16 protein-coding genes are annotated in these 16,469 nt (G+C 44.5%); 1 reads left to right on the top strand and 15 read right to left on the bottom strand.

Annotation, left to right across the window (positions count from 1 at the left end; translation table 11 throughout):
- Positions 1 to 155 precede the first annotated feature (155 nt).
- Complete coding sequence (locus QVP35_RS12815; protein WP_009290717.1) at positions 156 to 1,169, bottom strand: Gfo/Idh/MocA family oxidoreductase; 1,014 nt, start codon at positions 1,167 to 1,169, stop codon at positions 156 to 158.
- Positions 1,170 to 1,182: 13 nt separating this feature from the next.
- The gene (gene deoC, locus QVP35_RS12810) at positions 1,183 to 1,875 is read right to left on the bottom strand and encodes a deoxyribose-phosphate aldolase (RefSeq protein WP_118476540.1); all 693 of its coding nucleotides are present in this window, start codon (positions 1,873 to 1,875) and stop codon (positions 1,183 to 1,185) included.
- Positions 1,876 to 2,399: 524 nt separating this feature from the next.
- On the opposite strand from deoC, the gene QVP35_RS12805 reads away from it, so the two are divergent.
- Positions 2,400 to 3,341: a hypothetical protein gene (locus tag QVP35_RS12805; protein ID WP_022261231.1), complete on the top strand. Its 942-nt coding sequence runs from the start codon at positions 2,400 to 2,402 to the stop codon at positions 3,339 to 3,341.
- A 247-nt stretch (positions 3,342 to 3,588) separates the two neighbouring features.
- Here QVP35_RS12805 and QVP35_RS12800 read toward each other — a convergent pair whose 3' ends face one another.
- The 13 genes from QVP35_RS12800 to QVP35_RS12740 form a co-directional block, all read right to left on the bottom strand.
- Positions 3,589 to 5,487, bottom strand: a complete 1,899-nt coding sequence (locus QVP35_RS12800; protein ID WP_009290713.1) for an NAD(+) synthase — start codon at positions 5,485 to 5,487, stop codon at positions 3,589 to 3,591.
- A 2-nt stretch (positions 5,488 to 5,489) separates the two neighbouring features.
- Positions 5,490 to 6,563, bottom strand: coding sequence for a peptide chain release factor 1 (gene prfA, locus QVP35_RS12795; RefSeq protein WP_009290712.1), 1,074 nt, complete (start codon positions 6,561 to 6,563; stop codon positions 5,490 to 5,492).
- Positions 6,564 to 6,574: 11 nt separating this feature from the next.
- Positions 6,575 to 7,411 (bottom strand): peptide chain release factor N(5)-glutamine methyltransferase, encoded by an 837-nt coding sequence (gene prmC / locus QVP35_RS12790; RefSeq protein ID WP_022261229.1) that lies wholly within the window; start codon positions 7,409 to 7,411, stop codon positions 6,575 to 6,577.
- On the bottom strand, positions 7,404 to 8,336 hold the full coding sequence (locus QVP35_RS12785) for a DUF1385 domain-containing protein (protein WP_009290710.1): 933 nt from the start codon (positions 8,334 to 8,336) through the stop codon (positions 7,404 to 7,406). The genes prmC and QVP35_RS12785 overlap by 8 nt, the downstream gene beginning before the upstream one ends.
- 82 nt (positions 8,337 to 8,418) lie before the next feature.
- Positions 8,419 to 8,619, bottom strand: a complete 201-nt coding sequence (rpmE, locus tag QVP35_RS12780; protein ID WP_009290709.1) for a 50S ribosomal protein L31 — start codon at positions 8,617 to 8,619, stop codon at positions 8,419 to 8,421.
- Between the two features lie 109 nt (positions 8,620 to 8,728).
- Entirely contained in the window at positions 8,729 to 10,072 is a 1,344-nt protein-coding gene (gene rho / locus QVP35_RS12775; protein ID WP_022261228.1) for a transcription termination factor Rho, read from the bottom strand.
- 171 nt (positions 10,073 to 10,243) lie between these two features.
- Positions 10,244 to 10,969 (bottom strand): SigB/SigF/SigG family RNA polymerase sigma factor, encoded by a 726-nt coding sequence (locus QVP35_RS12770; RefSeq protein WP_006565627.1) that lies wholly within the window; start codon positions 10,967 to 10,969, stop codon positions 10,244 to 10,246.
- 9 nt (positions 10,970 to 10,978) lie between these two features.
- Complete coding sequence (gene spoIIAB, locus QVP35_RS12765) at positions 10,979 to 11,392, bottom strand: anti-sigma F factor (RefSeq protein ID WP_006565628.1); 414 nt, start codon at positions 11,390 to 11,392, stop codon at positions 10,979 to 10,981.
- 18 nt (positions 11,393 to 11,410) lie between these two features.
- A complete protein-coding gene (spoIIAA, locus tag QVP35_RS12760) occupies positions 11,411 to 11,716 on the bottom strand; it encodes an anti-sigma F factor antagonist (RefSeq protein ID WP_006565629.1) in 306 nt (101 codons plus the stop codon).
- 122 nt (positions 11,717 to 11,838) lie between these two features.
- Positions 11,839 to 13,170 carry a tetratricopeptide repeat protein gene (locus QVP35_RS12755; protein ID WP_009290707.1) on the bottom strand — a complete coding sequence of 444 codons (1,332 nt, stop codon included), beginning with the start codon at positions 13,168 to 13,170 and terminating at the stop codon, positions 11,839 to 11,841.
- Positions 13,171 to 13,183: 13 nt separating this feature from the next.
- Positions 13,184 to 13,327 (bottom strand): hypothetical protein, encoded by a 144-nt coding sequence (locus QVP35_RS12750; RefSeq protein WP_022261227.1) that lies wholly within the window; start codon positions 13,325 to 13,327, stop codon positions 13,184 to 13,186.
- The gene (locus QVP35_RS12745; protein WP_006565631.1) at positions 13,324 to 14,562 is read right to left on the bottom strand and encodes a bifunctional folylpolyglutamate synthase/dihydrofolate synthase; all 1,239 of its coding nucleotides are present in this window, start codon (positions 14,560 to 14,562) and stop codon (positions 13,324 to 13,326) included. The genes QVP35_RS12750 and QVP35_RS12745 overlap by 4 nt, the downstream gene beginning before the upstream one ends.
- Before the next feature lies 1 nt (position 14,563).
- Positions 14,564 to 16,469: valine--tRNA ligase (locus QVP35_RS12740; RefSeq protein WP_022261226.1), on the bottom strand; the 1,906-nt coding region annotated here is incomplete at its 5' end.

Genomic DNA, 16,469 nt, shown 5'->3' with positions numbered 1-16,469 from the left:
ACCCAGCCTGTCTTTAAAAACATTGCCGTAATCAGTCCCCAAGTGATAAACGCCCCGATATTCGGCATTACCATGCCGCTTAAAACTCCTCCGAACTTCTGGATCCTGGCACGGAATCCTGTCGCTTCATTTCCCATAATTTCCTCCTATCCTTCTTATAACTTCACTATTTTCTTCTGTACAATTGATTCATTCCCCGCCTTCACAATTTTCACTGCCATTTTTCCGTCATGGCCGCTGCATTCCACTTCGCTGTCATTTAAAATCGCTTCGATAAAACTTCTGTCTTCCAAAAGGTACGCATCCTTGAACAGATGAGTCCAGCTGTGCATTGAAGGTCTCTTGAGTTCGTGGGTTTCATTGGCACTTGTAATCTTCTTTTCATGCATATCCCCGATACAGATCACCCCTTTTGTGCCAAGGATCTCGACTCTGGCATCGTAGCCATACTGCACATACTGCGCTCCCTCAATGCAGGCGTGCACTCCGTTTTCAAATTCCGCATTCACAATCACGTTGTCATAAAAGTCCGGATACTTGTCTGCGATTTCTTTATTCCGGAAATTCCCTCCCAATGCATAGACACTCTTTAATTCACTTCCTGCAAACCACCGTACCGTGTCAATGTCATGACTGCACACCTCCGCCAGCGGACCGTTGCTCTTTTCAATGTCATACATCCACTCACGGGGCTTGCTCGGTCCTCTCGTGTGAGATTTCACCAGGACAACATCTCCGATTTCTCCCTCTTCGATCATTTTTTTGGCTTCTCTGAAGCTGTCGTCAAACCGCCTCATAAATCCGATCTGGAGCTTTACACCGTTGTCCACTGCGGCCTTGATCATCTCATCACACTCTTCTTCATTCATCGCCATAGGCTTTTCACAGAAAATGTGTTTTCCCTCATTAGCCGCAGCCACCGCGATTTCTCTGTGATATTTGGTCGGGCAGGCAATGATTACCGCGTCAATCTGTTCATCACTGAGCGCTTCCGTATAGTCCTGGTAATAAGTCTCAATTCCAAGCTCCTCTGCCGCGGCTTTGGCTGCACTGATGTCCGGGTCACAGGCGGCATAAATCTCACCGCCCGGAACACTTCCCGCCATATTTCTTGCATGAATCATCCCTGCTCTTCCGGAACCGATCAAACACACTTTAACTTTCTTCATTTTGTCCACCTCTTCAGTCCTGTTTTTTTAATTCTTCCACAATTTCCACTCCTGCACTTGTTCCCAGACGCTCTGCTCCCGCTTCAATCATCTGAAGTGCGGTCTTTAAGTCCCTGATTCCCCCGGCAGCCTTGACTTTCACTTCATCACCAACTGTGGTCTTCATAAGCTTCACATCTTCCGGTGTAGCCCCGCCTGTTCCAAACCCGGTTGATGTCTTAATAAAATCAGGTTTTACTTCTTTTGCTATTTCAGATACTTTCACCTTTTCTTCATCGGTCAGATAGCAGTTTTCAAAGATGACCTTGCTGATTACTCCGGCTTTTCGGCACTCTGCCACGATCTCTTCCATCTCTTTTTTTATGTAATCATAGTTTTTGTTCTTTAATTCCGCAATGTTGATGACATAGTCGATCTCGTCTGCGCCTTTTTCGATGGCATCCTTTGTCTCAAATACTTTACATTCCAGTGTTGTCTGTCCCAGCGGAAATCCTATGGCTGCCCCTACGTGAACCGGACATCCTTCCAAAAGGCGTTTGCACCGCTCTGTCTGTGCAGGATTGATGGCTACCATCTTAAAACCATATTCCCTGGCTTCGCTGCATAATTTTTCGAACATTGCTTCATCGGCAAAGGCTTTGAGATTTGTGTGGTCTACCATGCCTGCTATTTGATCTGCACTTAATTTCATTTCTGACTCCTCCATTTTGTTTTCTTTTATTATCTTTTACTTTGTACTTGTATATTATCATATTAACTTTCGTTTTGCAAGTATAAATAAAAGAAAATAAAACTTAATACAATCTGCAATAAGATATATCCCAAAACAGGCAAATCCACATCCTTTCTTATATCCTTCTCTTTTTGAAGATCTTTTAAGCTTTACATAACAGATACAATTTTCCCAAAGCAAATATTTTTGCCCACATTATCCCATAAATATATGTTAGTCTTGTCCTAGATTAATTATTGTTTAAATAGAACATTACGAACTATAGTCAAACTTTTTTCCAATTGTCTCTTAAATCTTCTTATTTTTGATTTGTAGTTTTTTATCAAAAACAACATTAAATTGTAAAAAATAGTAGAAAAAGATAGTTTTTTATGGTAATATAAAAAAGATTCAGGAGGAACAATATGGAAAGTACACAAAATCAAATTAACGATAGTAATTTGCTTAATATAAGTGAAGAAGAGGATTTCAGGAAATCTTTATAGGCTTATTATTACATGATGAATGCTAAACCTGATAGCAAGACGAAACTTTTTACAAAGGACGTGTGCATAAACTTAGACGATATTTTTAACCTGAATTACTTAATTACCGACAAATTTAAATCTCATTATAATAATGCCGGTTTCATTATAAATGTTCATGTCGCTTTCAATAATAAAAAATCTTTATTCTTTAATAGTTGGCAATTATTTGAACAGCAGAAATGGATTCAAAGTGAACCTATTGACAGTATTTTAGTGAAATGGGAATTCAATGCGGAACTGCCCAGATATAAAGTTCCGCAGAAGCATACTCTTATTGTAAAAATGAGTGATGGCATAAAACCAGAAGATATGCTTAAAGTTATGCTTTCTGGAGGATTTGATGAAATTCAAGAACTAGATAAAGATGCATATCCAGTTATAGCAAGTGTTGACTTTATTGACTCAACATTAGGAGATGAATTAATTGCTATTGTTTCAAATTGGGTTAAAAGCCTAAACACATGTGATACCTCAAGTCATTTTTTACAAAAATTAAGGGATCATAAAAAGAAACTCTCCTATTTCATCCAATATTTTTTTACATTTACATTAGCACTATGTTGTATTAAAATATGTTCATATAGCATAGAGCAATTACCATTCAACAAAATCAGTGATCTTACTAAAACCGACTTTATCAATTTAAGCTATGTGATATTTACTGTTGTTATTTTATTCATAGTTGCCAAAGGGATATTTAGATTTGTGGGCAGATCTGTTTTTGAAGTTCTAAGAGATGCTGTATCATCACATACATTTAATATTTCTAATGGTGATAAAAAGAAACAAGATGAAAATGCAAAGCGTTACAAAAAACTCAAGAGCAATGTTGTTCTAAAAATAATTTTTTCATTTATTTTTAACATAATTTGTACAATAATTACAACAATAATTACGAGGGTGATATTATGATAAAATTGTTAATAACCATTTTAAAAATAATAAAAAATTTTTTCTCAGAAATTAATAAAGAAATTGAAAAAGAAAATATTTTAGATTATTTGGACGATTATAGTTATTATAGGCATCCAAATAAATTTTATTAAGAATGCTATATGTGCCTATTACATAGAATTAAAAATAAGAGCTGCCATCATTCATATATTTAGATGATAATATTAGAGCCGTGCATAAACTTTCTGCACGGCTCTAATATTTACTATGACTTCTGCCAGATATTCACGCTGGCATCGCTCGGCATTCTCAAATCCCCTCTTGGAGACACTGCTACACTTCCCACCTTCGGCCCGTCCGGCAGGCAGGAGCGCTTAAACTGCTGGCTGAAGAACCGCCAGTAGAATTTATCCAGCCACTTTTGTATGGTTTCATCGTCGTAATCCCCTGCAAAAGTAAGCTTTGCCATTCGGTAAAGCTTTGCCTTCGGAAATCCGAATCTCAACATATAATATAGGAAGAAATCGTGCAGCTCATAAGGCCCTACCAAATCCTCAGTCTTCTGCGAGATCACACCGTCCACCGGAGGAAGCAGTTCCGGGCTCACCGGAGTGTCCAGCACATCCATCAGCACATCGGATAACTCTTTATTTTCAACCGTCTCTGCATAATACAGTACCAGATAGCGCACCAGAGTCTTCGGCACAGAACAGTTCACCGCATACATGGACATATGGTCTCCGTTATAGGTAGCCCAGCCAAGAGCAAGCTCTGACATATCGCCGGTCCCGATGACCATGCCGTTATACTTATTGGCGATATCCATGAGGATCTGAGTCCTCTCCCGGGCCTGGGAATTTTCATAGGTCACATCGTGGACATCTTCCTCATGTTCAATATCTTTAAAATGCTGTCTGACGGCTTTCTCGATATTAACTTCTTTTAAAGTGGCTCCCAATTCATGGATCAGGGATACTGCATTCTGGTATGTCCGGTCTGTCGTACCGAAACACGGCATCGTGACGCAAATGATATTTTCCCTTGGAATATCCAGCATATCAAAAGCACGCACTGTTACTAAAACTGCAAGGGTAGAGTCCAGTCCTCCGGAAATTCCCACCACTGCATGCGTACAGTTCGTATGTTCCAGACGTTTTTTCAGTCCCATAGACTGGATCGATAAGATCTCATCACACCGTTTCTCCCGCTCTTCCCTGCTGGACGGCACAAACGGATTCTTTGGAAACTTTCTTGTAATCTGGTTTACTTTTACCGGAAGAATAAACGGCACACGCCGGTATTCCTCAGAATCTTCCTCGAAAAACGTCGTCATTTTTCTTCTCTCTGCCACGAGGCGCTTCACATCCATGTCCGCATAGATAATATCGTTTACAAACCGCTTCGCCTCTGCCAGCACGGTTCCGTTTTCACAGATCAGATGGTGTCCGCTGTAAACTACATCCGTTGTGGATTCTCCCTCTCCTGCATTGGCATACACATAACCTGAAAGCAGTCTTGCAGACTGATTGGACACGAGGGCGCTCCTGTAAACCTCCTTCGTAGTAGTCTCCACGCTGGCAGACGGATTACAGATAACGGTTGCCCCGGCCAAAGCGTGATGAGTACTCGGCGGAAGAGGAACCCACAGGTCCTCACAGATTTCCATGGCAATGGTCAGTTCCGGAATATTTGTGCATTCCAGCAGGATGTTTGCTCCAAACGGAACATGCTCCCCGTCCAGCAGAATGTCCTTTACCTCTCTTTTTCCTTTTGCAAAATGTCTGGCTTCATAAAACTCTCCGTAATTCGGAAGGTGGATCTTCGGCACCACCCCTAAAATACGTCCGTCAAATAAAAACACACCGCAGTTATAAAGCTTATGCTCCACAACCAGAGGACAGCCCACGGTGACGACCATGTCCATCCCTTTTGTTTCCTTCTTGATCTCCATGAGTCCCTTAAGGGATTCCTCCAGCAGAGGGTCCTGCAAAAACAGGTCCCCGCATGTATAGCCGGAAACGGCCAGTTCAGAAAAAACAAGAAGGCTGGCTTCTTCATCTCCTGCCTGCCGGATAATCTTTATGATCTCTTTTGTGTTATATTCCGGATCTGCGACTTTCACCTTCGGTGTCGCCGCAGCTACTTTAATAAAACCATCTTTCATATCTACTCTTCTTCCATATTACTTAATTTGGCTGCCTGATCCGCAGCGGTTAAACTGTCGATGAGCTCATCCAGATCTCCGTTCATGACAGAATCTAATTTGTGGAGGGTCAGCTTGATCCTGTGATCTGTCACACGGCCCTGAGGATAATTGTAGGTTCTGATCTTCTCGGAACGGTCCCCGGTTCCCACCTGGCTCTTTCTCTTTTCTGCCTCTGCGTCATGGGCTTTCTGCTGCTCCAGCTCATACAGACGGGAGCGCAGCACCTTCAATGCCTTGTCCTTATTCTTAAGCTGTGACTTTTCATCCTGGCAGGATACAACGATTCCGGTCGGCAGATGAGTCAGCCGCACAGCTGAATCTGTCGTATTGACACACTGTCCTCCGTTTCCGGATGCACGGAATACGTCAAACTTACAGTCATTTAAATCTACTTCCACTTCCACATCTTCCACTTCCGGCATAATAGCAACCGTAATAGTGGACGTATGAATCCTTCCGCCGGACTCGGTGGCCGGGATTCTCTGCACACGGTGCACTCCGCTTTCATATTTAAATCTGGAATAGGCACCCTGACCCGAGATCATGAAAACAAGCTCTTTAAAACCTCCGATCCCGCTTTCATTAAAACTCAGTGTCTCCACCTTCCAGCGGCGTCCTTCCGCATAACTCCGGTACATGCGGGCCACGTCTGCCGCAAACAGGGCAGCTTCGTCTCCGCCGGCTCCGGCGCGGATTTCCACGATGATATTCTTGTCGTCATTTGGATCTTTTGGAATCAGAAGAATCTTTAATTCCTCTTCCAGCCGCTCTACATTCGCCTTGGACTCGGAAAGTTCCTCTTTGGCGAGTTCCTTCATCTCCTCATCAGATTCCTCTTCGAGAAGTTCCAGACTTTCCTCAATGTTCTGCTTTTCCTGTACATACTCCTTATACTTTTCTACGATAGGTGCCAGATCGCTCTGCTCCTTCATCAAATCCCTGAACCGGTTCTGGTCTCCGGCCACATCCGGATCGTTGAGCTGCTGGAGTACGGTATCCAGTCTCTCTACTAAACTTTCTAACTTATCAAACATCTTCTTCTCCTTTATGCCAGCGTTCCGATGACCATCCGGTCAAGTCCCGCCAAGTCTTTCTTTATCTCCACAGAGGAAAATCCTGCTTCCTCGATCATCGTTTTTACCGCCGCTCCCTGGTCATAACCGATCTCAAATACGAGGGTGCCTCCGGCGTTCAAATGCTTCGGGGCCGTCCCTGCAAGCTTTCGGTAAAAATACAGCCCGTCCTCTCTTCCGTCAAGAGCAAGCATAGGCTCGTGGTCTTTTACTTCCGGCATCAGTTCCATACAGTCTTTTGTAGGAATATACGGAGGATTGGAAATGATCAGGTCAAAACAACCGTCCACCCCGGAAAAGAGGTCACTCTTTTTAAATTTTACCATAGGAGCCAGCCTTCTTCCATTCTCTTTTGCAATTTTCAGGGCCTTTTCATCAATATCTGTACCGATGCAGACGTCCGGCTTCAGCATAAGACAAAGGCTGATGGCAATACACCCGGAGCCTGTACAGACATCCAGGATGCTTTCATGGGGATAGTTTCCTTCCACAACCGCCTCGATGACACTTTCTGTATCCTGCCTTGGTATGAGCACATCCGGGGTCACCCGGAATGTATATCCCATAAAATCCTGAGTCCCGATCAGGTATTGGAGAGGAATCCTCTCGCTGATCCGTCGGTCCAGCAAAGCCTTGTACTGCTCTAATTCTTCCCCTTCTTCCACCGGCGTAGTCATAGAAAATAAGTATTCTTCCCGGCTTAAAGAAAAGCAATGGGAAAACAGATACCAGGCTTCCCCATCCGGGTTATCGATCCCCGCTTCCCGGAGCATTTCCGCCCCGTATGTGACCCAAATCTTCCTATTCACGGTTCTTCCTTTCTTTCTCCAGATATGTTTTCCAGTCAAAAACACCCTCCACTGACCGGATTGCCACTTCGATCATGCTCTCATCCGGCTCTTTCGTCGTTAAAAGCTGAAGACACAGCCCCGGCTTGCTGAGCGCCGTGATGACCGGATTGTCTGAATTTCCGGCGAGCCGGATAAACTCATAGGATACCCCTGCGATCACCGGGACCAGCAGAAGTCTCAATGCAACTTTCAGCCACACCGTGTCCACACGGATAAAAAAGAAAAATATAATGCTTATGATCATGACAAAAAACAGGAAACTCGTACCGCACCGCTTGTGCAGCCTGGAATATTTCATTACATTTTCCGGCGTGAGCTCCTCCCCTGCCTCCAGGCAGTTGATCGTTTTGTGCTCGGCTCCGTGGTACATGAAGACCCGTTTGATGTCGTTCATTCTGGATATGAGAATGATATATCCTAAAAAAATACCCACCCGGATCAGGCCCTCCAGCAGCAGAACAGCCGGACGGCTCATGCCGAACCCTTCAAATATGTTGGAGAGGAAATAAGGCAGCACCATGAACAGTCCGATGGCAATGGCAAATGACAACACCACGATTCCGCCCATGAGGACCCCTTCCCATTTCTCAGAGAAATGACGGTTCAGCCACTGTTCCAGCCGGGACGGCTCCTCTTCCCCGTCTTCTATGAAGTCAGCCGAATAAGTGAGTGTTTTCATGCCGACCACCATAGACTCCGCAAAATTTACGACTCCCCGCAGGACCGGGAGCTTCAGAACCGGATATCGATCGGATATGCTCGTATACCGTTCGGTCTTCGTCTCGATCTCCCCGTCCGGTTTTCTCACGGAAACTGCATAGCGGTCCTCATTTTTCATCATGACGCCTTCCATGACCGCCTGTCCGCCAATCCTTACTTTCATATAGTGCCCGTCCTTCCTTTTAAATAGCTATACAACAAAATAGGCTGAGATTTCGCAACCTCAACCTATCATTTCATGTTTTCTACTTAGTACCATACTTACGATTGAACTTGTCAATACGTCCGCGAGCTTGAGTAGCTTTCTGTTGTCCAGTGTAAAAAGAATGACACTTAGAACAGATCTCAACGTGGATATCTTCCTTTGTAGATCCTGTTACAAATTCGTTACCGCAGTTGCAGACTACTTTTGCCTGATGGTATTCTGGATGGATTCCTTCGCGCATGTTTCTTCACCTCTTTGATCTTAGTTTATCTTAAACATTCCTTTTGTTTATTCTTAAACAGCTTTCTCATTATATCACAGCATCTTCTACAATGCAAATACTTTTTCTGTTATTTTCTCAGCAGAGATTTCTTCGCAAACTCAATAAATTCCTTATTATTTTTAGAACGTTTGAACATATTCAGTGTCTGCTCGAAAAATTCGTCTGAACGGCTTCCGGACAGTTCTTTGTGCAGTGCGGTGACCACAGACTGTTCATCTTTGGAAAGCAGCAGATCATCTCTTCTCGTACCGGATTTGGCGATATCCACCGCAGGGAAGATCCTGCGCTCGGACAGATGACGGCTCAGTACAAGCTCCATGTTTCCGGTTCCCTTAAACTCCTCGAAGATGACATCATCCATCTTGCTTCCCGTCTCTACCAGCGCTGTCGCAAGGATCGTGAGACTTCCGCCTTCCCTCATATTTCTGGCAGCTCCAAAAAATCTTTTTGGCATGTGGAGTGCTGCCGGATCAAGCCCTCCTGTGAGCGTCCTTCCGCTCGGAGGCACGGTGAGGTTGTACGCCCTGGCAAGTCTTGTGATACTGTCCAAGAGGATCACTACGTCCTCTTTATGTTCTACCAGGCGCTTTGCTCTCTCAAGCACCATTTCCGACACTCTCTTGTGATGATCAGGAAGCTCATCAAACGTAGAATAGATGACCTCCACGTTCTGTCCCTCCACAGATTCTTTAAAATCCGTCACTTCCTCGGGTCTCTCGTCAATGAGCAGTACGATCAGCTTGATGTCTTTATAATTTTGGCTGATGCTCTGAGCCATCTGCTTTAACAGAGTGGTCTTTCCCGTTTTGGGCGGTGATACGATCATACCCCTCTGCCCTTTTCCCACAGGAGAGAGCAGATCCACCATGCGCATCGGAATCGTCGCCCGCTCGGTCTCCAGCCTGAGCCTCTGGTTAGGAAAGATCGGCGTGAGGTCTTCAAAATGCTTTCTCCTGGCTGCCGCCTCGGGGCGATATCCGTTTACGGACTCTACAAACAGCAGGGCTCCGAACTTTTCACTCTGGCTTTTTACGCGGATGGCACCGTTTAAGATATCTCCGGACTTTAAGTTAAACCTCCGGATCTGGGTCGGTGATACATAGATATCATTCTCTCCGGGGAGATAATTCTCACAGCGGATAAATCCATAACCGTCCGGCAGGACTTCCAGTATGCCATTGGCTTTCCTGCCGCTGTCCAGGCTTTTTATATCCCTGGGCACACGGTCTGTCCTGACGTCTTTTGTCTGCTCTGCTTTCGTCTCCGGTTCCGGCTCACTCTGTTTATGTTCATTGTCATTATTTTTTAAATATTCGATCAGCTCCTGCTTTTTCAGACTGCTGATGCCTTTCAGATTCTTTTCCTTTGCCGCCTTTCGAAGTTCAAGCAAAGACATAGATTCATATACCATAGAATATTCTCCTTTGTTTAAATACATAAGATGTTTCTTGTTTTGATTCGATTTGCAATATTCAGTGCGGGTAAATGGATGATGTATCCGATGACCTGTAATCTGACCGATCTTTACAGAATTGTAATCGTAAGAGGGAAATTTCCCTCTTAGATTATACTACCACAATTTTCAGCTATGTCCAAGAATTTGTTTTCTCATACGGAGCAATATTTTCTTTTCCATCCTTGAAACCTGTACCTGGGAAATTGAAAGTTTTTTTGCGATTTCCTGCTGTGTCTTCCCATGGAAGTACCGCATAGTGATCAATTCTCTCTCATCTCCGGACAGTGTGTCCATGAGTTCTTCCAGCATCACATGGTTGATGACAGTATCTGACTCATTTTCCTCGCCTGGCAGTTTATCTACCAAAAGCACCTGGCTGTCGTCGCTTTGATAGCTTGGCTGATAAATAGATTCCACATCTTTGTTTGCCTCCAGTGCGACGACGATCTCATCTCTGGCAATCTTTGTCTCCCTGGAGAGTTCGTCTATCGTTGCTTCCCTGTTGTACTTCATGGCAAAAGCCTCTCCTGCCTGCCGGACCTGGTAGGCGATCTCCTTCAGGGAACGGCTGACCTTGATCATCCCGTCATCCCTTAAAAACCGTTTGATCTCCCCGGTGATCATCGGCACCGCATAAGTAGAAAATTTTACATCATAGGAGAGGTCAAACTTGTCCACTGCCTTTAAAAGTCCGATGCTCCCGATCTGGAACAGATCTTCGGGCTCGTGTCCCCGCCCTGTAAAACGCTTTACCACACTCCAGATCAGCCCCATGTTGTCAAGCACGATCTTCTCTCTCGCATCCTGATCTCCTTCTTTCGTAAGCTTTAATAATTCTCTTGTCTCGTCCATATAAAAGGCCTATTTCCCGGTCACTTTCTTTTCCATGATAACTCTGGTTCCTTTTCCTGACTCAGAGCTGACTTCGATCTTGTCCATGAATGCTTCCATAAAGGAAAATCCCATCCCGGTCCGCTCCTCATCAGGCTTTGTCGTATACATAGGTTCCATTGCCTGTTTTACATCCGGAATACCGACACCGAAATCCTCAATGACAATTTTAAGGACACTGCCTTCATTTGAAATATCCATGAAGATCTTTCCCTGATCGTCCTCATATCCGTGGACGATGCAGTTCGTAACCGCTTCGGAAACCGCCGTTTTCACATCTGCCATCTCTTCCATCGTCGGATCGAACTTCATCATATAGGTTGCCGCCAGCACTCTTGCGATCCCTTCATTTTCTGATTCGCTGTTGAATTCTAAATGTATCATCTCTTATCCTCCCTATCCCTATCGCTCATTGATGATCTTGTGCAGACCCGCCATGTGTACGATCCGTTTAACCACATCGTTGACATTTACCACGCTCACCGTGCCTCCGAGAGGCTTCAGCTGCTTGTACCGCCCAAGGATCATTCCCACACCGGAGCTGTCCATAAAACCGGTATTCTTAAAATCAAATTCAATATCCCTGATCGGATATGACTTCAGGATCACATCACATTTATGCCTGACACGCTCTGCCAAGTGATGATCCAGTTCTCCGTCAAGCCTTACATACAGTGTCCTGTTTTCAACCTGATATTCTGTTGCCATAGATGATTCACTCCTTTAAATGATAAAAAAATGAAAGAGAAATACACCGGAAGGTTTTGATATCTTCCGGATATATTTCTCTTTCGTGTCTTATCGGTTTCTTTGTCAGCCCAAGTGCTGTTTTAAAGATTTTTTGCTTGTTTGTTCTGTAATTGATTCAGGTAATTCTGTGAGTTCCTTGCACTGTTGGTGCCCGGGAACTTCTTGATGACATCCTCGTATGCCTTGATGGCTTTGTCCTTGTCACCATTTTTATCATAAGATCTGGCAAGGTAGAAATAAGACCCCACATTTGTGTCTTTTACTTTGATGGCTTTTTTCAAAGTGCTGATGGCATCCTTGTAGTTGCCCTGATTATATGCACTGATTCCCTTGTTGTAAAGTCCGGTGGCCGCATATGGGTAAACCTTCTGTTCCAGATCGTCATAAATCTCTTTCATCTTCTTTGATTCCAGCTTATCCCTGTCGATGTTCAGCAGGGCATCGGCAGACTCCGTATACTGGCGGTCGCCGTAATACTGCATGGCTGTCAGCAGAGAATCATAGATTCCCTCTGTCTTGCTGTCTCCGACAAATTCTTTTAATTCTTTCTTCGCCTTTTCCTCGGCAGCCTTTGCCTCTTTGATGTCTTTTTCGTTGCTCTTTAACTGAGTCTCTTTGGCAAGAAGCTGTTCCTTATAATTTTCAATCTTGGATGAATACTTGTAGCTGGATGCCTTCTTAATGCTCGGATATAAGAGCACCAGGGAAACAAGCACGCCGATCACAATACCTCCCACCATATATACCATGCGGTGGCGGTTGGACGGCAGCTCCTCGTATTTTCCTACAACGCTGCTTAAAACCTTTTTCTTCGGCCCTTCTGCACTCTCCAAACCGCTGTCTTCTGCTTTCATATCCGCAGGTTTTAAAAGAGCTTCCGTCTCCTGCAGATATTCTAATGCCCTTGGGTTTTTGCAGTCCACCTCCAGCACATTTTTTAAAGCCTTCTGGGCGTCTTTATAATTCTCATCTTTGATGGAAAGCAGGGCAATCAGAAGCTGTGCATTGATAAAATTCGGCATCATGGAAACGACATTTTTCAGCTGGATCATTGCCAGGTCTTCATTCCCCTGTTTTGCGTATACGAGAGCCTGATTATACTTTTTAATGACCTGGTTGACCGTGTCAAGCTGGACAGGATTCTCCTGCACATCTTTCAGATAATCAATGGCCGCATTTTCTTCCTTTTTCAGATTACTGCTGATGACCCACTGGCTCAGGGCAGGGACGATGTCACCCATCTGATAGTAGACTAAGCCCAAAAGATTCCTGGCGTTCATGTCGTTCTTGTCATAAAACAACGCAGCTTTCAGGTTCTTTACGGCCCCGGTCAGATCGTTGGCATTGGCTTTCTCCAGCCCAAGGTTGTAGTAGTATTTGGAACTGTTTTTAATCTTTTCCTTACTCTTCATATCTGCCACCTTACTATTTCTCTTCTTCTATGTCTTTTTTGATTTCATTGATCAGATCTTCTACATCTTTTAAATCATCGCTGTAAATAGCATCCTCTGCCTGGTCCACATCTAAGCAAGGTTCAAATTTTTTTAACTCTTCTCTGTAATTAATCATTTTCTTCCTCCATTCAAGATAAACGTTTTAACCTTACCAGCTAAATAAAAAGAGCCGATACAAAAGCAGAGAACCCCCTCCTCTGACTTTTTTATCATTGTCTTATATGCCTTTAAGAAATCATTCTCCGGTATCTCCCGGTTCACAACCGGAACCTTTATGATTCCTTCCAAGTTTTCAACTTCCGTGAGAAGCTTCAGGATGCCCTCCTCTTCCTTCTTATGGGAAGGGGCAAAAACAATCAGTTTTCTCTGCGGAAAATATTTCTCTAATGTATGGCAAAATGCCTCCGCCGCCTGAAGATTATGTCCTCCGTCTATAAAAATATTGGGACTCACTTCCTCCATCCGTCCTGCCAGAAAAGCTGAGGAAAGACCGTTAAATACCGTCCTTCTTTTCAGGTCAGGAAACAGCAGGCGGACTGCTGCTGCCGCAAGAGCGGCATTCTCATACTGAAAATCGCCCAACAGGCCTAATTTCAGGCATTCACTCTTTTTATCATACGCACTCTTTCTCAAAAAATCAATATAATCGCTGCTTTTTTCAGAAAAAATAAGATTATCTTTTGAAATTGTTAGGAATTCCGAATCTTTATGTGCGGCCTCTTCCTGAAATACCCTGAGAACCTCAGGCTTCTGCCTGAGACAGATCACAGGAACCCCCGGTTTTATGATCCCTGCTTTCTCTGCCGCAATCAGCTGCAGAGTGTTTCCTAAAAATTCCTGATGATCAAGACTCACCGCAGTGATGACAGAAAGCCTCGGCATGATCACATTGGTCGCATCATGCCTGCCTCCCATTCCAGTCTCGATGATACAGACCTCCGCATGTTCTTCCCGGAAAAATACAAGTGACATAAAGAACAGAAATTCAAAGAAGGAAGGATGATCTGCCCCCTCCTTCACTGCCTGAAAGACGGCATTCTTTACTTTTGCAAAGACCTCTGAAAATCTTTTTTCGGAAATCTCTCTGCCGCCGATCTGTATCCGTTCTTCCATGCGGATCAAATGCGGGGACGAAAACCGCCCGGTCCTTATTCCTGCGCCCGTAAGGATCGAGTCCAGAAATGCACAGACTGAACCCTTTCCGTTGGTGCCTGCTACATGGATCATGAACAGATCTTTTTCTGGATTTCCCAAAACATCCAGAATCCATTGTACATTGGATAAGGATGTTTTTTTAGCGAAACCCGTCACATGATTCAAATAATTTCTTGCTTCTTCAAAATCCGTCATGTTATTTTACAAGCTGACCCAGACGTTCTTCCACTTTTTCAAGCATCTGCCGGTATTTTGAAAGCTTTTCTTTCTCTTCTTCTACTTTTTGTTCCGGTGCTTTGCTTAAGAAACGTTCGTTATTGAGCATGCCTTCGCACCGCTTGATCTCTCCGCCTAATTTCTTCTGTTCTTTTTTCAGTCTCTCAATTTCTTTTTCAATGTCCACAAGCTCCGCAAACGGCATATAGATCACGGCATCCGGGACCATCGTGGATACGGCATCCTCCGCAATCCCTTCTCTGTCCGCCCGCACAGCTACTTCGCTTGCGTAACCCAGGGTTCCAAAGAAGACCTTCCCCTGTTTAAAGATGTCTCTTACATCTTCATTTTCAGAGACAACAAATACTTTTGCTTTCTTTTTCGGGGATACGTTCATCTCGGCACGTATATTCCGGATTCCCCTCACCGCTTCTTTCATGAGTTCCACTGCAGCTTCTTCCCGGGCAAAGCTGTATTCCTCTCTGTATTCCGGCCAGGATGCCAGCATAATGGATTCTTCCCCTGTCAGATTGCAGTAGATCTCCTCTGTGATAAACGGCATGAATGGATGAAGCAGCTTCAGTGATTCGGAAAGCACCTTTTTCAGCGTCCACAAAGCTGCGGCTTTCGTGTTGTCTTCATCGTTATAGAGACGCGGTTTCACCATCTCGATATACCAGTCACAGAATTCTTCCCATATAAAGTCATTGAGCTTCTGTACGGCAATTCCCAGCTCATACTTGTCCATATTATCCGTCACATCTTTGGCCAGAGTGTTGAATTTAGATAAAATCCACCGGTCTGCGCTTGTCAGATCGGAAAGTTCCACATGAGAAAAGTCCGCCTGTTCAAAGTTCATCATCATGAAGCGGGATGCATTCCACACTTTATTGGCAAAATTCCGGCTGGCTTCCACACGCTCCATGTAAAAACGCATATCATTGCCCGGCGCATTTCCGGTGACCAGAGTAAATCTCAGCGCATCTGCCCCATACTGGCTGATGACTTCCAGAGGATCAATTCCGTTGCCCAGGGATTTGCTCATCTTTCTTCCTTTGTCGTCTCTCACGAGTCCGTGGATCAGCACCGTGTCAAACGGCGCTTTCCCTGTATGCTCATATCCGGAAAACACCATTCTGACAACCCAGAAAAAGATAATGTCATATCCGGTTACCAATACGTTGGTCGGGTAGAAATAATCCAGTTCCTCCGTCTGTTCCGGCCAGCCTAACGTGGAAAACGGCCACAGCGCAGAACTGAACCAGGTATCCAGGGTATCCTCATCCTGAGTAAAGTGTGTGCATCCGCATTTTGGGCATACTTCCGGTTTTTCTTTTGCCACCACAGTTTCGCCGCACTCGTCACAGTAATATGCAGGAATCCTGTGTCCCCACCAGAGCTGTCTGGAGATACACCAGTCACGGATATTCTCAAGCCAGTGCAGATAGGTCTTTGTATAACGTTCCGGCACAAATTTAATGTCCCCGTTTTTAACCGCCTCGATGGCAGGCTTCGCGAGCTCATCCATCTTTACGAACCACTGGGGTTTAACCATCGGCTCGATGGTAGCTTTGCAGCGGTCATGGGTACCGACGTTGTGCTCGTGTTCTTTTATTTTTACCAGATATCCCTGTTCTTCCAGATCTTTTACGATGGCTTTTCTCGCCTCATAACGCTCCATGCCCTCATATCTGCCGCCGTTTTCATTGATCGTGGCGTCATCGTTCATCACATTGATCACTTGGAGGCCATGCCGTCTTCCGACTTCAAAATCATTTGGATCATGGGCAGGAGTGATCTTCACAGCACCGGTTCCAAACTCTTTGTCTACATATTCATCCGCCACGATCGGGATCTGTCTGCCGCAAAGAGGAAGCTCCAGCATT

Source organism: Anaerostipes sp. CAG:276 (assembly GCF_000432215.1).
In the GTDB taxonomy this organism is placed as follows: domain Bacteria; phylum Bacillota; class Clostridia; order Lachnospirales; family Lachnospiraceae; genus Anaerostipes; species Anaerostipes caccae.
Note: the sequence above shows the minus strand (reverse complement) of the source record. Positions and strands in the feature narration are given on the sequence as shown.

Excerpts from the sequence above, each read along its gene's own strand:
- QVP35_RS12750 (WP_022261227.1), bottom strand. The coding sequence starts at position 13,327 with ATGATTAATTACAGAGAAGAGTTAAAAAAATTTGAACCTTGCTTAGAT.
- rpmE (WP_009290709.1), bottom strand. The coding sequence starts at position 8,619 with ATGCGCGAAGGAATCCATCCAGAATACCATCAGGCAAAAGTAGTCTGC.
- deoC (WP_118476540.1), bottom strand. The coding sequence starts at position 1,875 with ATGGAGGAGTCAGAAATGAAATTAAGTGCAGATCAAATAGCAGGCATG.
- QVP35_RS12770 (WP_006565627.1), bottom strand. The coding sequence starts at position 10,969 with ATGGACGAGACAAGAGAATTATTAAAGCTTACGAAAGAAGGAGATCAG.
- QVP35_RS12785 (WP_009290710.1), bottom strand. The coding sequence starts at position 8,336 with ATGAAAGTAAGGATTGGCGGACAGGCGGTCATGGAAGGCGTCATGATG.
- QVP35_RS12745 (WP_006565631.1), bottom strand. The coding sequence starts at position 14,562 with ATGACGGATTTTGAAGAAGCAAGAAATTATTTGAATCATGTGACGGGT.
- spoIIAA (WP_006565629.1), bottom strand. The coding sequence starts at position 11,716 with ATGGCAACAGAATATCAGGTTGAAAACAGGACACTGTATGTAAGGCTT.
- QVP35_RS12815 (WP_009290717.1), bottom strand. The coding sequence starts at position 1,169 with ATGAAGAAAGTTAAAGTGTGTTTGATCGGTTCCGGAAGAGCAGGGATG.
- QVP35_RS12800 (WP_009290713.1), bottom strand. The coding sequence starts at position 5,487 with ATGAAAGATGGTTTTATTAAAGTAGCTGCGGCGACACCGAAGGTGAAA.
- spoIIAB (WP_006565628.1), bottom strand. The coding sequence starts at position 11,392 with ATGATACATTTAGAATTCAACAGCGAATCAGAAAATGAAGGGATCGCA.
- rho (WP_022261228.1), bottom strand. The coding sequence starts at position 10,072 with ATGGTATATGAATCTATGTCTTTGCTTGAACTTCGAAAGGCGGCAAAG.
- prfA (WP_009290712.1), bottom strand. The coding sequence starts at position 6,563 with ATGTTTGATAAGTTAGAAAGTTTAGTAGAGAGACTGGATACCGTACTC.
- QVP35_RS12755 (WP_009290707.1), bottom strand. The coding sequence starts at position 13,170 with ATGAAGAGTAAGGAAAAGATTAAAAACAGTTCCAAATACTACTACAAC.
- QVP35_RS12805 (WP_022261231.1), top strand. The coding sequence starts at position 2,400 with ATGATGAATGCTAAACCTGATAGCAAGACGAAACTTTTTACAAAGGAC.